The following is a 15,836-nucleotide window of genomic DNA, read 5'->3' as shown; positions in this document are numbered from 1 at the left end:
ATGAAGTGACCCCCGAAAGTTAGACAGGTCGTTTCATTAGGCAGCCTCTAGGGTATGAGCCCGGTATTGTACTGGGCTCATACCCTTTAATTTTGCCTTAATTCTTTTATGATTATAGTATTCTATATACTTTGCTAATTCTTGTTTGAAATGTGTTATACTTTCAAATTCTTTTCGATACAGAAATTCCGATTTCATGATACCGAAGAAATTTTCAATAACGGCATTGTCATAACAGTTTCCTTTGCGAGACATACTTTGAGTTATGCCACAATTCTTAAGAGAATGACGGTATTGTTTCATTTGATAGTGCCAACCTTGATCAGAGTGAATGAGGAGTTTATCCGGATCGGTTACACAATAAAGAGCTTGTTCCAACATCGTTGAAACAAGGGAATAGGTCGGTCTTGAACCAATTGTATACGTGATAATTTCACCATTAAATAAATCCAACATTGGTGATAGGTATAACTTCTCCCCAAATAACTTAAACTCCGTAATATCTGTAACCCACTTTTCATTTGGTTTTTCAGCTTGGAAGTTGCGATTTAAAATATTTGGCGCAATTTTCCCAACTGTCCCTTTGTAAGAGCGATATTTTTTCATACGAACCAGACATTTTAACCCTAATTCTTTCATAAGGCGATACACTTTTTTATGATTTACTTTGTGTCCACGATTCATAAGTTCATCACGAATACGACGATAACCATAACACCCATCGTGTTCATTATAAATAGCTTGAATCCGTTCTTTTACCTCCGCATTTGGATCAGGACGATTAAAACGTTTCATCCAGTAATAGTACGTACTACGTGGAATGTTTGCGAGTTGAAGTAACTCCTTGATAGGAAATTCATGCCTTAACTCGTAGATTACTTGCGCTTTGTCTTGTTTGGTGATTTTTCTTTGTTTTGAACTAAGGCATTCAACTTTTTTAAATATGCATTTTCCATACGTAAACGCTCATTTTCCGCTTGTAAGGCTTCGATTGATCCTTCATCTACTGGTTTTATTTTTTTATCTTTCATGGTTGGACGCCCCTTTTTCTTTGATTGTAGGGCATCCAATCCTCCTGTTTCATAAGCTATTTTCCATTTCCGAAGTGTTTCATAAGACGGTATATTGAAAAGTGCCGCTGTTTCTCTGATAGATGTCCCGTGTTCATTCATATAATAAAGTACATCTAGTTTATACTGGGCTGGGTAGAATGTATAGCACTTTTCAAAGGCCTTTTCACCTGAAGACTCATATCGTCTAATCCACTCACGAAGTACGCTAGGGTTAACTCCTATAGATTTAGCAATTGTTTTTCCACTTTCTGTACCATCTAAATATCGTTTCACCGCTTGGATTTTTTCTTTTGAAGAAAATTTAGCCATAAAAAATGCACCTCCAATTGTTAGGCTGTGTCTAACAATTGGGGTGCACTTCAGAAATACTTGTTGGCTTTTTTTCTCATTTTGAAATTTATTTCTCAAGTTACATAGCATAAAAAACATGATATGATAAATAATTTGGAAAATCATTGGAATGTGTTGTCATATTTAAGATTATTTTGTAAGATTAAACTTGTTTCTTGTGAACAAATATAGAACTGAATTATTAAAAATAAAAAATGTAAGATTTATATGTTATAATTTTTCCTATGTGTAAATTTTAGAAAGTTGGAGGAACTTATGGAAGAAACAATTAGTTTAAAAGAGTTATTTCATATCTTAAAAAAACGTTTAGCAATGATCCTCGTAATCGCATTTGGTGCAGCTATAGTAAGTGCTATCATTAGCTTCTTCTTTATGACACCAATCTATCAATCTTCGACGCAGATTCTTGTTAACCAGAAGAAGCAAGAAGGGGCAGCTATTCAATACAATGAGGTACAAACAAATATTCAATTAACAAATACATACAAGGTTATCATTAAAAGCCCTGTTATTTTGGATCAAGTGAAAGAAAAGCTAGGTTTAAATATAACAGTACAAGAGCTAAACAATAAAATTGAAGTAGCTAATGAGAAAGACTCACAAGTAGTGGCGGTAACTGCGCAAGATAAAGACCCAAAACTAGCTCGTGATATTGCTAATACAACTGCAGAAGTGTTTAAAGGTGAAGTTGCTAAAATTATGAGTGTTGATAACGTAACAGTGTTATCAAAAGCAGAAGTTGCAGAAAATCTATCTCCAATTAAACCACGTCCAATGCTAAATGTAGCAATCGCTTTCGTTATTGGTTTAATGGTTTCAATTGGTCTTGCATTCTTACTAGAATACTTAGATAACACAGTGAAAAAAGAAGAAGATGTTGAGAACTTACTTGGATTACCAGTGTTAGGTATCGTTGCTCGTATGGATGAAGAAACAATGAACGTGAAATCGCACGCTCCATCATCAAGAAAAGTGAGGGGACAAACAATTGGCTCTTAATTTATTTAAAAAGAAACAGAATCATCGTCAGCGTCGTCAATTAATTGCTCATCAACAACCGAAATCACCAATTTCAGAGCAATATCGTAATATTCGAACCAATATTGAATTTGCAGCTGTTGATACGAATTTACATTCACTAATGGTAACATCTGCGAACCCAAGTGAAGGGAAAACGACAACGACAGCAAATATGGCAGTTGTGTTTGCTCAACAAGGGAAAAAAGTATTATTAATTGATGCGGATATGCGTAAACCGGCAATGCATCAAATGTTCCAAGTAGATAATATTTTTGGACTAACGAACGTATTAACACATAGTGAACGTTTAGAGAAATGTGTGCAAACAACATTAGTAGATAATCTACACTTTTTAGCCTGTGGTCCAATCCCACCAAATCCAGCAGAATTATTAGGTTCAAAGTCAATGAAAGAACTTCTTGGACAAGCATACAGTATGTACGATCTAGTTATTTTTGATATGCCACCAATTTTAGCTGTAACTGATGCGCAAATTATGGCAAATGTATGTGATGCTTCTATTCTTGTTGTTCGTAGTGAATCAACAGAGAAAGAAACAGCAGTAAAAGCAAAAGGATTGTTAGAATCGGCTAAAGGTAAATTGTTAGGTGTTGTTCTGAACGATCGTGAACGTGAAGAAGGCTTATATTATTACTACGGTGCAAACTAATTAAAAGAGTGAGATATGGTTGAAACATATCTCCTTTTTTCCCTTGAATATGAGATTTCTCATATTCAAGGGAAAAAAGATTTTTATATGAGAGAGGGAGGATAAAATAAATGATTGATTTACATTGTCACATTTTACATGGCATCGATGACGGTGCACAGACAGTAACAGATAGTTTAGCAATGGCGCAACAAGCCGTAGCAGAAGGAATACATACCATTGTTGCTACACCACATCATCAAAATGGCAAATATGTAAATGAACGTACCTCAATTATTCATCACGTAAAACAACTAAATGATGAACTACAACAATATAATATTCCACTTACTATTTTACCGGGGCAAGAGGTCAGGTTATATGGTGATTTATTAGAAGACTATGAAGCTGGTAAAATCGTTACTTTAAATGAAACAAATAAATATATATTCATTGAATTTCCATCGAATCACGTACCTCGTTATGCTGAACAATTATTATACGAATTACGTGTAAAGGGAATGATTCCAATTATTGTTCATCCAGAACGTAATGCCGAGTTAATCGAGCGGCCAGATAAGTTATATAACCTTGTAAATAAAGGGGCATTAACGCAAGTAACGGCGGGTAGTTTATTAGGGAAATTTGGTAAAAAAATTAAAAAGTTTTCACTTCAACTTGTAGAACATAATTTAACACATATGGTCGCTTCAGATGCACATAACACAACTTCAAGAGGATTTCATTTAGCGGAAAGCTATGAATTAATTGAGAAAGAATTCGGGATGAATGTTATGAGCGATTTGAAAGAAAATCCGTATTTATTAATTAGCGGGAAGGCAATTTACAAAGAAGATCCAGAACAAATCCGTCGTAAAAGATTGTTCGGTATTTTTTAAATAAGGAACTGGTGATGTCTCCTAACCGTTATCAATGGAGGCACTCGGTCGTGCTGTGGGTAGAAAATTTATTTTCGAACCTACCTTAGACGCTTGTCGTCGGGAGTATGGCGTGAGGATGGGTTGGATGCCCATAATTTATTTCTAATAGAAACTCTACCTATGGAGTTATAAGTATGACTCTATAGGTAGGGTTTTTGTTATTGCTACATGTGAATAAATAGATTTATAGGGGGCCTATAATTGAAAAAAGTAAGAAAAGCGATTATCCCAGCTGCTGGTCTTGGGACAAGATTTTTACCAGTGACGAAAGCAATGCCGAAAGAAATGTTACCTATCGTCGATAAACCGACAATTCAATACATAGTAGAAGAAGCGATAGAATCAGGTATTGAAGATATCATTATTGTGACTGGAAAAGGAAAACGTGCCATTGAAGATCATTTCGATCATTCTTTTGAACTAGAACAAAACCTTTTAGAAAAAGGGAAGTATGAAATGCTTGAAAAAGTACAAGCATCTTCAAAAATTAATATTCATTACATAAGACAAAAGGAACCAAAAGGTTTAGGGCATGCAGTATGGTGCGCGCGTAAATTTATTGGAAATGAGCCATTTGCCGTGTTACTTGGTGATGATATTGTCCAAGGCGAAACACCATGTTTACGTCAATTAATGGACCAATACGAGGACACACAATCATCTGTTATTGGTGTAAAAACAGTACCAGAAAATGAGACACATCGTTACGGTATCATTGATCCAATCGAACAAAATGACCGTCGTTATCAAGTGCGTCAATTTGTAGAGAAACCAGCTCAAGGAACAGCACCATCAAATTTAGCAATTATGGGTCGTTACATATTAACACCGGAGATTTTTACATTTCTTGAGAACCAGCAAACAGGTGCCGGTGGAGAGATTCAATTAACGGATACAATTCAACAATTAAATGAGATTCAACGAGTATTCGCGTATGACTTTGAAGGAATACGTTATGATGTTGGGGAGAAGTTGGGTTTTATTACTACAAACCTAGAGTTTGGGTTGCAGAATGCTCAATTAAGAGAAGAACTTATAGAGTATATTAGCAATTTATTTCAAAACAGATTGGATAATTTTAGATAGAATAAGAGGTGCAGCATTATATGGCTATGAGAGAAATGAAAAAATATCCCCTAGATGAAACAATTGAAACTAATATTAACCTTCCTAATCATTACATTTATTTTACTTTAAAAAATACGGCTGATTTTCTTATGGCATTACTGGGTCTTGTAATTCTTTCGCCGATATTGTTACTTTTTGTTTTAGCTATAAAACTTGAGTCAAATGGCCCGGCTTTTTTTCTTCAAGAGCGTGTGGGATTAAACGGAAGAGTGTTTAATATAATAAAATTAAGGTCAATGTATATTGATGCTGAGAAAAATGGAGCACAATGGGCGAAGAAAAATGATGCTCGTGTTACAAAGATAGGTGCTTTTATTAGAAGAACTAGAATTGATGAGATACCGCAACTAATTAATATGCTAAAAGGTGATATGAGTTTGGTAGGACCTCGTCCAGAAAGACCAATATTTACTGAACAATTTAATAAAGAAATCCCTGGATTTAAAAATCGTATAGTTGTAAAACCAGGGATTACTGGGTGGGCACAAGTAAATGGTGGATATGATATTTCACCAAAGGAAAAATTAGAGTTTGATATTTACTACATAAAAAATTTAAGCCTGTTTATGGACGTAAAAATAATATTTAAAACTATTAAGGTTATTTTTACTGGAGAGGGCGCTAGGTAAGAAGAGTAGAGGGTACCTTATAGAAAAACTAAAAAGTTAAATAACATTTTATATTAGAATGTTAATAGTTAAAAAAGATATATTTTAGAGGTGTAATGTATATGAGAGAATTGGTTTCAATTATTACTCCAGTCTATAATGCTGAAAAGTATTTGAGAAATACCATTGAATCTGTGATAAATCAGAATTATTCTAATTGGGAATTAATAATTGTTGATGATTGCTCCAAAGATAGCAGTCGATTAATTATTGAACAATATATGGAGTCCGAGAAAAGGATTAGGCTAATAGCTCTAGATGAAAATAGGGGAGTTACTTTTGCTAGAAATACAGCCATAAAGGCCGCTAATGGGAAATATATTGCTTTTTTAGATAGTGACGATTTGTGGCATCCTAATAAATTATCAATTCAGTTAAGTTTTATGCAGAAAAACAATTATGTTTTCTCCTTTTCAAGTTATGAATGGATGAATGAAGATGGGACAACGTTTAATAAAATAATCGAGGCGCCTAGTGTTGTTGACTATCATAGGTTATTAAGAGGTGGTAACCCAATAGGGTGTTTGACAGTTATGATTGATAAAGAACAGGTTGGAGATATCGAAATGCCAGATTTAAGACATGAGGACTATGCAACGTGGTTGAGTATCATGAAAAGTGGAGTTATAGCTTATGGAGTAAATGAAAATTTAGCTTCATATAGAAAATCAAATAATTCGCTAAGTTCAAATAAATTCAAAACCATTATATGGACTTGGAATATATATAGGAAAAATCAAAAACTTAGTTTTTTAAAATCAATGCAATGTTTAGTGATGTATATTTGTAATACATCACTAAAATATTTGAGGAAATAAATGTAAAATCAAAACCTTATTGGAGAAAAGCATATCCATTAGGGATATAAAAGAAAAAATATATCAATGTTTATGGTAGTATGTACTGCTTATTTGGTATGTACTTTTTAACAATTATGTTAGGGATAAATTATTAAGAGTTTAATATGTAAAATTGGAATGGTACCTAATAAAAAAGGAGTAATTATGAATATAGAAATGTTAGTATCCACGATGAATCAAACAAATTATAATTTGATTCATCGTATGAATATAAAAGATAGAGCAGTGATTATAAATCAGTTGACAGATAATAACATCCAAATTCCACGGAATTTGGATGAGGAAAAACTTAAATTTATTAATGTGCATGATAAAGGATTGAGTAAAAGCAGAAATATGGCAATTAAAAATTCAAGTGGCGATATTTGTGTGATTTGTGATGATGATTTATTTTATCACGATGATTATACAAATAAAATAAAAACAGCATATGAAGAAAATGCAGAAGCAGATGTAATAATTTTTTGTTACGATACAGATGGAAGACATAAGAAAAAATTTTACAAAGAAGCGAAAAGCCTTGGATATATAGATGTGATGAAAGTATCTTCAGTACAAATTACTTTTAGAAGAAAATCCATAATAGAGAATGACATCTATTTTGATGAGTTATTTGGAACTGGTTCTTCTTATTATCAGTGTGGAGAAGAGAACATTTTTCTTTTTGAATGTCTAAAAAAAGGGTTGAAAATTCATTTTGAACCTGTATCTATATTATCTATTGATAATAGTGATGAATCAACTTGGTTTAATGGTTTTAATGATAAGTTGTTTTGGGATAAAGGAGCAATGTTTACTGCATTAAGTAATAAATTTTATCACTTTCTAATATGGCAGTTTGCTATTCGTAAGTATAAGTTATATCGACATGAAACAAATTTCATTAAGGCAATTAACAGTATGTATAAAGGTCATAAAAATTATCTCAGTATCCATAGATAGAAGAATGCTAGATAATGTTAGGTAGGCAAGGGTATAAAAATTATATATTTTTATTAAGTATAATATATAATTTTTATGAAGTAATCGACATAATTTAAGCAAGTATTTGGAGTGAAGCAAATTGAAGTTATTTTTTGTAGGTGATTTTGATAGTGACAATGGGCCAGCTAGTGTTAACAAAGCGTTAAAAAAATATATGCCTAATAATACATTATATTCAATGGAAACTAAATTGTATAAAAGGATAATAGAATTGTATTCAAAGATAAGGAAGTCTGATGCAGTCCTTTTTTCAGGTTTGTCAAAAATTAATATTATTGGATTCAAAATGGCAAAATTACTGGGAAAAAAATCAGCATATTTAATGCATGGGAGCGCGTTGTTAGAAGGTAAAATAAATCAAAATTCTAACTCTAAATTGATTAATGTGGAGAAACAAACATTAAAAGTGGCACCGATTACTATTTGTGTATCAGAAAATTTTATGGAATCCATAAAGGTTAGTTATCCTCAGTGGATTGACAAATTAACTTTTGTAAATAATGGAATTGATTGGGGGATGATCGAAGCATCGGATTATGAGAATGTAAAAAGGGAACCTAAAACATTATTATGTGTAGGTGGAGGTGTCCCTTTAAAAAAAATTAAAGTAGTTTGTGAAGCTATTGATTATTTGAATACACATAAGAATTCTAATTTAAAGCTAATAGTTATAGGGGCTGTTGGAAAAGATACTAATAAAATTAAGTCATATCCTTTTGTGCAGTATATTGAAAAGGTAGCAAAAAAAGATATGGAATCTTATTACAAAAAATCATATTTGTATATTCAAAATAGTGAATTTGAAACATTTGGCCTTGCAACAATGGAAGCCTTAATAGGCGGTTGTAATTTGCTCATTTCACAGAATGTTGGGGCAAAAGCGATTATTAATGGTTTAGAAGCAAATGATTTGATTAATGATGTCGATAATATAAAAGAGATTTCAAACAAAATAATGCATAATTTATTTAATAGTAACAATAATAGGTTGATCAATAGTATAAAAAAAGATCAAACATCAGTAGAAAGTTCTTATAAAAAAATAATGCATATTTTAGCAGAAGCAGAGTAGAAGTTAATTGTTATTTTTAGAGGAATTACTTGTAATTAGAATATCAGAGAAAAATAATTAATAAGGAAAATCTTTGGTGAAATATATGTCTATAAGAGTCGATAATACTGCAGTTTTAAAAATAAATAGTTTCATAATATCATTGATTGTCTTTTTAAATATTTATCAAATAGGTTTGAATTGGTTATTTGGTATCTCTTTTAACATGGCAATAGAGTATTTGTTCATTCCATTATTGTTCATGATAAATAAATTTCAATTGAAGATTTTTAGAAACTATAAACTTGTGTTTTATATGTATTTTATGATACTTTCATTTACTATTACATTTTATTTGAATAATAATGCCATGTTATCATATTATTTCAATCACTTTGTTTTATATGGATTGATATTATTAATTGTCTTCTTGTTCCCTATCAGTCATGAATACTTATATAAGTATATTTTATGGCATTCCTATGCTATAACGTTGATATATATGTCTGCATTATTTATGGGAAAAGTCAGCATTATACATGATTACATGACATGGGGATATTATTGTGTATTTGGTTTAAGCTTTATTTTAGGTGACGCAATTATAAATAAAAAGTTTTTTAAATTAATATGTTTAATTCCCTTGCTAGGAATAGCTTTTATTAATGGTCCTAAGGGAGCTTTTATTATAATAGCAGCTCTTCTAATAATCTGTTTTTATCAATTGACAAATAGTTGGTTAAAAAGGGTTTCAATGTTAATAATACTTTCGGTTTTAGCATTAAATTTTGTTGGTTTATTAAATGGATTAATAAAGATTCTTGAAAATATTAGTTTTACTGCAAATAGTTATTTCATTAATAGTTTAAAAAGTGTTTTATCAGTAGATAAAATTTCAGGCGTCTTTGATAATCGTGATTTCATTTATGGATATGGTATACATACGATAGAGGAGAATGTCTTTGGTATTGGAATAGGTAAATTTCAATCGACATATGGAGTCTTCCCACATAATATATTTTTAGACATATTTTCAACCTATGGTATTCTTCTGGGTGGTTTAATAGTTGTCTTTTTAGTATATGAAATAGTTACTTGTTTTATGGTTGTAAAAAATAAAAAACAATTAATAATATTTATAGTTGTTTTAAGTAATTCATTTAAGTTGTTAGTGTCAAAAACTTTTATTTATGATCCTGTATTTTGGCTTTTGATTTGTATTATGGCAGTTATAAAAGGGAAGAAGGATAGCTTAAGTAATAATAAGGTGTCTAATTGAGATTTTTTATATATTACATGAATATGGCTTTAGAAGGGATGAAAGATGGAGAACCTAACAATTTTTACACCTACATATAATAGAGGATATCTTATACAGCGATGCTATGAGAGTTTATGTCGGCAATCTAATAAAAATTTTGTTTGGCTTATTGTAGATGATGGTTCTATCGATAATACTGAACAAATAGTTAATTCTTTTATTAAGGAAAAGAAAATCAAAATAATTTATTCTAAACAAAAAAATAGTGGTAAACAAGTGGCACATAATACTGGTGTATTAATGTGTACAACAAAGATATTTGTTTGTGTAGATTCAGACGATTACTTGTCAGATAATGCAGTACAGTTGATTTATGATACTTGGGATAAGATTGAAAGTGATAGAAAATTAGCTGGTATAATTGCTTTAAAAGGAAACACCTTTAGTGAAGTAGTAGGTACAGAGATGCCGAATAATATTGAAAGATCGTCTATCTTTAATCTCTATGAGAAGTATAAATTTAAAGGTGACGCAATGTTGGTATTTAAAACAGATATTTTAAAAAAGCATTTGTTTCCTGTTTTTGAAGGAGAAAAATTTATTACGGAAGCTGTTGTCTATGATCAGATAAGCCAGAAGTATGAGATGAAATTATTAAATAAAGTCTTGTATTTCTGTGAATATTTAGATGACGGATATTCGAAAAATATACAGTCAATTCATAAGAAAAATCCTAAAGGATATATGTATTTTTTAGAGCAAAGAATTGAAAACGCAAGAGATTTAAAAAGTAAATATAAAGCAGTTTCATATTATATTGCAGGGTGTTTAGAAATAAAAAGTATATCAGCCTATATAAATTGTGATTTTGGTTTCTTAAAATTTATTTCGCTCCCAAAAGGTTTAATTATATATATAAAGCCAATTATAAAGAATAAATTAGTTAAGTATAACATAATAAAATTCTAATACATTGAGGTGAAAGCATTGAATAATGCTAAGGTAAGTATAGTAATTCCAACTTACAAAAGGGCGGATAAAATTGTAAGAGCTGTGGAGAGTTGTATTAACCAAGATTATAAAAATATAGAAATAATAGTTGTGGATGATAATGGAGATGGTTCGGAATTTAGAGCCAAGACCAAATCTTTAGTCAGTCCATATATTGAAAAGTACGGGGTTAGATATATAGAACATGAAGAAAATAAGGGTGGAGCAGGCGCTAGAAATACGGGAATCAGGGAGGCAACGGGAATTCTGATTTCTTTTTTAGATGATGACGATGAGATATTACCTAACAAAATTTCAGAACAAGTTGAATTATATAATCGACATAAAAATGAAAATGTAGGACTAATATATTGTTATTGTGAAGCAGTAAATGCAAAAGGTGCGCATAAACAGTACTACAATAATGATTTGCAAGGAAATCCCTTATATGAAAACATGTTGGGATGTATCGCTGGAACTTCATTATGGCTTTGTCCGAAACACGTATTAGAAGATGTGGGGTATTTTGAGAATACACCTTCTAAGCAAGATACAATATTATTATTGAAAATTTTAGCTGCAGGATATAATGTTTTTAGAGTTGATCAACCATTAGTTAAATATTATGAATATAATGATGGGAAAATTAGTGGTATAGGTTTAAATAATATTAAAGGAGAATGTAATGCACGGGTATTTAGTAGAAAATATTACTATAAGTTGAACAATGTAAATAAAATGTTAAATGTAGAATATGCATTCTCTAAAAAATTATTAACTTTATATTTATTAAATGGACTAAATGATTTGGCTAAGGAAGAATTAAAAAATATGATTACCCTTAAACGTTATTCTTTTAATACTTTAAAAGGAGTATTAAAATACAACTTTAAAACTATTTATAAAATATTTATAAATAATAAAAATAAAAGGCTTACTTAAAATGAATAATGTAAAAAAGTTTAAAGTTAATAAATTCACCAGTAATACAATTTGGTTAATATTAGAGAAAATTTTTCAATTAATTTTAGGTTTAGTTGTAGGAATCTGGACAGCTAGATATTTAGGGCCTTCAAATTATGGAATATTAAATTATGGCGCCTCATTTATCGCGTTTTTTTCTGTAATATGTAGCTTAGGGTTAGAAAATGTAATCATTAAGTATTTTGTTGATTATCCAAGGAAAAATAATATAATTCTCTTTTCCGCTATAATAATTAGATTTGTTACCTCGATAATATCTATATTAGTGATTTGTTTGATAGTTTCAATAACTCATTATGATGAAAAACTAGTTATTGCTGTTATAACATTACAATCATTAGCTTTAATATTTAATTCCCTTGATACAATTGATTATTGGTTTCAATCGAGATTAATGTCCATGTATGTGGTAATAGCAAAGTCAGTCACGAGGTTTATTGTTAGCATTTGGAAAGTGTATTTACTAATTTCAAATGCTTCATTACAACTTTTTGCCTTATCAAGTTCAATTGAAGCTATGATTCTAGGTGTGATTTTATTAGTAGTCTATTTTAAAAAAAATCCCATTAACTTCTCTTTTTCCAAATATTATTCAAAAGAGCTGTTTTTGAATGGCTATCATTTTATTTTATCAGGTCTTTTAGTAACTCTCTTTACTCAGATGGATAGAATTATGTTGGGAAATTTGATTGGACAAGAAAGTGTTGGGATATATTCTGTTGCATCAAACATAGCGACTTTGTGGTATTTTGTTCCATTAGCTGTGATTAACTCTGCTAGACCAATTATATTAAAAATGAAACAAATATCTATAGTAGAATACCAAGAGAAATTAAAGCAATTGTATGCATTTATTTTCTGGTTAGGGTTACTAGTATCTTTATTTATTACAGTATGCTCTAATTTGATAATACAAACATTATACGGACAACAATATATTGAAGCAGCTATTCCACTTGCGATTTTAATATGGGCGAGTGTTTTTTCTTTGTTAGGAACTGCTCGAAATATTTGGATAGTAAGTGAAGGAGTTAACAAGTATACAAAATATTATTTTTTAATAGGTATGTTTGTGAATTTTGTACTTAATTACATCTTTATAAATTACTTTGGTGTAGTAGGTTCTGCTGTAGCAACTTTAATTGCCCAAATCATTACTACAATTGTGGCCCCATTGTTTTTTGCAAAAACAAGAGAATCTACATATTTAATGAGTCAAGCAATGATGTTAAAGGGTGTAATACCAAAACGAAAAGAGGAGAAATAATTAAGAATTTTTACGATAGATAAAATATACTCTATAGTGTTAATTTAATGTTAAATTAATACTATTTATAGTAATTATAAGCAGTTAAAATATAGTAGTAAAACTTATTTTTTAGGATCTTAAAAGAAATTTTAAGGATAATTTTACTATTTTAGTAGATTAGTGCAAAAATTATTGATAGATAAGGAAGATAATAATGAAAATAGCTGTAGCTGGAACTGGATATGTTGGATTAGTAACTGGCGTGTGTCTTGCAGAACATGGACATTTCGTTTCTTGTGTAGATATGAATGAAGACAAAATACAACTCTTAAAATCTGGAAAATCTCCAATTTATGAGCCAGGGCTTGAAGAGTTAATGGTTAAAAATATGGATAAAATTAAATTTACTACAAATTATAAAAAGGCTTATAAAGATGCTGATGTTATTTTTATAGGTGTGGGGACCCCTGAGAAAGCAGATGGTTCAGCTGATTTACAGTATCTTTATTCGGTAGCGGTTCAAATTGCAGAAAGTGTTGAAAAAGATTGTATTGTAGTGGTGAAATCAACAGTTCCTATTGGTACTAATGAACGGTTAGAATACATTATCAAAAATAATCTTATGAATGATGTGGTTATACATGTTGCATCAAATCCAGAGTTTTTATCACAAGGTTCGGCAGTTAGGGATACATTACATTCTTCAAGAATTATTATCGGGGCAGAAGAAGAAAGTGTAGCGGATATTTTAAAAGAAGTATATAAAGATTTTGGTGCACCTATATTGGTAACGAGAAGACGAAGTGCAGAAATGATTAAGTATGCATCTAATGATTTCCTTGCGCTTAAGATTTCATATATTAATGAAATTGCTAACCTATGTGAAATTGTCGGTGCTGATATTGATGATGTAGCTAAAGGCATGGGATATGATAGTAGAATAGGGAATAAATTTTTGAATTCAGGTATAGGTTATGGTGGTTCCTGTTTCCCAAAAGATACTAAAGCGTTACATTGGTTAGCTAATTTCCATGACTATGAATTAAAAACGATTAAAGCAGCTATAGATGTTAATGAGAATCAAAAAATAAAATTAATCAAAAAATCACGTAAATACTTTCAAAGTTTAAACGATGTAACAATTGCTGTTTTAGGTTTAACCTTTAAACCAGGGACAGACGATTTAAGAGAGGCACCATCTTTAGTTAATATACCTATTATGTTAGACGCTGGAGCGAATGTGAGGGTTTGGGATCCGGTTGCCTTTGATAGGTTTAAGGAAATGTACCCTAATGAAATAACATATTGTGCAACTATTGAAGATGCATTATTAGGAGCAGATATATGTTTTATTTTTACTGAATGGGAAGAAATAAAAGATTTTGAAATATCTAAGTATGGGGATTTAATGAAAAGTCCAATAATTATAGATGGAAGGAATTGTTATGAATTAGATATTATCAAAAAGGATAATGTTATTTATGATTCCATTGGAAGAGAGACGATTAATAATTTAAAATATATCATGTCCTAAAATCTAGAATATGTATAACGGTTAATGATAGTTGAATAAGTACGAGGGAATTTTTCTATATTAGTTTAGTTTGGTAAAATAGGGTTTTTATTTCTATGCAATAAAAACCCTATTTTAATTTGGAATCTTCATACTCTATACGTCAGTGTTATTTGGGATTTGGGGTATAGGAGAGAAAAATGCATATGCTTTTGTTTATACAGTTTCATGTAGAATGTAATTACTGTTTTTTCTTTGAATTTTGCACTAGCTGGTATAAGAAAAAAGTTTTGTTTTGGATACTTGGTATTACCTTATTTGTTGGTGGCCTAGATATGTCGATAGCAACTGTAGAAAAACTCTTAAATATCCCTAGCAATTATTGTATCGAAGTGAATATGGAGGGATTTAGAGATATTGTAGCTGTAGTAGATATTAATAATGTCTTAGAGTTTTCCTTGGAAGAAAAGTGTTTTAAAAAAGGAATATTCACTTAACTGATGATTAAGCTTTAGCTTATGCATGCATAGAGAAGAGCCACATGGTGACTTTGGTCATCAAATGCGTCAATGTCAAGTTATGCAAACTTATCTTCGTTAGCTCATTATGTAGAGATGCTTATAGCAATTCAACAAAATGTGAAAATAAACTTAATGCAAGATTAAAATACTTAGTATGCAAAAGAATCATAAAGATTGCTTGAAAAAAAGTGAAGATATTCAAATCCCAGGTGATGGTCATAAAGCATCTGATAGTATCTACTATTATGTTTCAGATTTAGCGAAACAAAATTTAACAAATAAATTACGAACACATCTTGACTTAAATAAGTGAAAAAAACAATTCCTTTGGAAGGAGTTGTTTTTTTGTAGGCTTATATTGTGAGATAAATAGATAAGTCGAATTAATGAATAAGAAAGTAGTACTTGCCTTATTTGTTTTTATGTTGTTTGTCACTTCAATTGTGAACGATAAATTATATTGAGATAAGAAACTCGCTAATGCAACGGGACAAATGAGTGAATTAAAAAAGACAACGCATTGAAGCAGAAGATGGTGGAGGAAAGAAGATAGTAAAAAGAGAAAAAAACAAGATAAAAAGGTAATGAATCCT

General features: G+C 30.5%; 14 protein-coding genes and 1 pseudogene. 14 read left to right on the top strand and 1 reads right to left on the bottom strand.

Annotated features, from left to right (window positions below):
• Window positions 1-36: 36 nt before the first annotated feature.
• A protein-coding gene (locus MHI26_RS27145) for an IS3-like element ISBth10 family transposase (protein WP_098316879.1) occupies window positions 37-1,382 on the bottom strand; the annotation gives its coding sequence in 2 pieces (ribosomal slippage) (window positions 37-941 and window positions 941-1,382; 1,347 coding nt in all).
• A gap of 297 nt (window positions 1,383-1,679) precedes the next feature.
• On the opposite strand from MHI26_RS27145, the gene MHI26_RS27140 reads away from it, so the two are divergent.
• The 14 genes and pseudogenes from MHI26_RS27140 to MHI26_RS27075 all read left to right on the top strand — a co-directional run.
• On the top strand, window positions 1,680-2,423 hold the full coding sequence (locus MHI26_RS27140; protein WP_042596756.1) for a YveK family protein: 744 nt from the start codon (window positions 1,680-1,682) through the stop codon (window positions 2,421-2,423).
• The gene (locus MHI26_RS27135; protein WP_042596754.1) at window positions 2,413-3,114 is read left to right on the top strand and encodes a CpsD/CapB family tyrosine-protein kinase; all 702 of its coding nucleotides are present in this window, start codon (window positions 2,413-2,415) and stop codon (window positions 3,112-3,114) included. Before MHI26_RS27140 ends, MHI26_RS27135 begins: the two co-directional genes overlap by 11 nt.
• A gap of 110 nt (window positions 3,115-3,224) precedes the next feature.
• The gene (locus MHI26_RS27130; RefSeq protein ID WP_042596752.1) at window positions 3,225-3,992 is read left to right on the top strand and encodes a tyrosine-protein phosphatase; all 768 of its coding nucleotides are present in this window, start codon (window positions 3,225-3,227) and stop codon (window positions 3,990-3,992) included.
• Between the two features lie 243 nt (window positions 3,993-4,235).
• On the top strand, window positions 4,236-5,120 hold the full coding sequence (gene galU, locus MHI26_RS27125; RefSeq protein WP_061667819.1) for a UTP--glucose-1-phosphate uridylyltransferase GalU: 885 nt from the start codon (window positions 4,236-4,238) through the stop codon (window positions 5,118-5,120).
• 20 nt (window positions 5,121-5,140) lie between these two features.
• Window positions 5,141-5,791, top strand: a complete 651-nt coding sequence (locus tag MHI26_RS27120) for a sugar transferase (protein WP_016079673.1) — start codon at window positions 5,141-5,143, stop codon at window positions 5,789-5,791.
• Window positions 5,792-5,892: 101 nt separating this feature from the next.
• On the top strand, window positions 5,893-6,648 hold the full coding sequence (locus MHI26_RS27115; RefSeq protein ID WP_042596749.1) for a glycosyltransferase family 2 protein: 756 nt from the start codon (window positions 5,893-5,895) through the stop codon (window positions 6,646-6,648).
• A 213-nt stretch (window positions 6,649-6,861) separates the two neighbouring features.
• A complete protein-coding gene (locus MHI26_RS27110) occupies window positions 6,862-7,632 on the top strand; it encodes a glycosyltransferase family A protein (protein ID WP_223697989.1) in 771 nt (256 codons plus the stop codon).
• Window positions 7,633-7,753: 121 nt separating this feature from the next.
• Window positions 7,754-8,746: a glycosyltransferase family 4 protein gene (locus tag MHI26_RS27105; protein ID WP_061667818.1), complete on the top strand. Its 993-nt coding sequence runs from the start codon at window positions 7,754-7,756 to the stop codon at window positions 8,744-8,746.
• Between the two features lie 526 nt (window positions 8,747-9,272).
• On the top strand, window positions 9,273-10,004 hold the full coding sequence (locus MHI26_RS27100) for an O-antigen ligase family protein (RefSeq protein ID WP_223697991.1): 732 nt from the start codon (window positions 9,273-9,275) through the stop codon (window positions 10,002-10,004).
• Between the two features lie 45 nt (window positions 10,005-10,049).
• Window positions 10,050-10,955 (top strand): glycosyltransferase family 2 protein, encoded by a 906-nt coding sequence (locus MHI26_RS27095; protein WP_042596743.1) that lies wholly within the window; start codon window positions 10,050-10,052, stop codon window positions 10,953-10,955.
• Between the two features lie 18 nt (window positions 10,956-10,973).
• Window positions 10,974-11,918 (top strand): glycosyltransferase family 2 protein, encoded by a 945-nt coding sequence (locus MHI26_RS27090; protein ID WP_016079679.1) that lies wholly within the window; start codon window positions 10,974-10,976, stop codon window positions 11,916-11,918.
• Between the two features lies 1 nt (window position 11,919).
• Entirely contained in the window at window positions 11,920-13,227 is a 1,308-nt protein-coding gene (locus tag MHI26_RS27085; protein WP_061667817.1) for a flippase, read from the top strand.
• A 196-nt stretch (window positions 13,228-13,423) separates the two neighbouring features.
• Window positions 13,424-14,743: a UDP-glucose dehydrogenase family protein gene (locus MHI26_RS27080; protein ID WP_061667816.1), complete on the top strand. Its 1,320-nt coding sequence runs from the start codon at window positions 13,424-13,426 to the stop codon at window positions 14,741-14,743.
• 302 nt (window positions 14,744-15,045) lie between these two features.
• Window positions 15,046-15,556, top strand: a pseudogene (locus MHI26_RS27075) (LCP family glycopolymer transferase); the annotation flags it as partial.
• Window positions 15,557-15,836: the final 280 nt, after the last annotated feature.

This window comes from Bacillus sp. FSL K6-1218 (genome assembly GCF_038006445.1).
Lineage (GTDB): Bacteria > Bacillota > Bacilli > Bacillales > Bacillaceae_G > Bacillus_A > Bacillus_A thuringiensis_S.
Note: the sequence above shows the minus strand (reverse complement) of the source record. Positions and strands in the feature narration are given on the sequence as shown.

Bases quoted from the DNA above. Each gene is read 5' to 3' on its own strand.
- MHI26_RS27140 (WP_042596756.1), top strand. From the start codon at position 1,680: ATGGAAGAAACAATTAGTTTAAAAGAGTTATTTCATATCTTAAAAAAA.
- MHI26_RS27130 (WP_042596752.1), top strand. From the start codon at position 3,225: ATGATTGATTTACATTGTCACATTTTACATGGCATCGATGACGGTGCA.
- MHI26_RS27120 (WP_016079673.1), top strand. From the start codon at position 5,141: ATGGCTATGAGAGAAATGAAAAAATATCCCCTAGATGAAACAATTGAA.
- MHI26_RS27115 (WP_042596749.1), top strand. From the start codon at position 5,893: ATGAGAGAATTGGTTTCAATTATTACTCCAGTCTATAATGCTGAAAAG.
- MHI26_RS27110 (WP_223697989.1), top strand. From the start codon at position 6,862: ATGAATCAAACAAATTATAATTTGATTCATCGTATGAATATAAAAGAT.
- MHI26_RS27100 (WP_223697991.1), top strand. From the start codon at position 9,273: ATGACATGGGGATATTATTGTGTATTTGGTTTAAGCTTTATTTTAGGT.
- MHI26_RS27095 (WP_042596743.1), top strand. From the start codon at position 10,050: ATGGAGAACCTAACAATTTTTACACCTACATATAATAGAGGATATCTT.
- MHI26_RS27085 (WP_061667817.1), top strand. From the start codon at position 11,920: ATGAATAATGTAAAAAAGTTTAAAGTTAATAAATTCACCAGTAATACA.
- MHI26_RS27080 (WP_061667816.1), top strand. From the start codon at position 13,424: ATGAAAATAGCTGTAGCTGGAACTGGATATGTTGGATTAGTAACTGGC.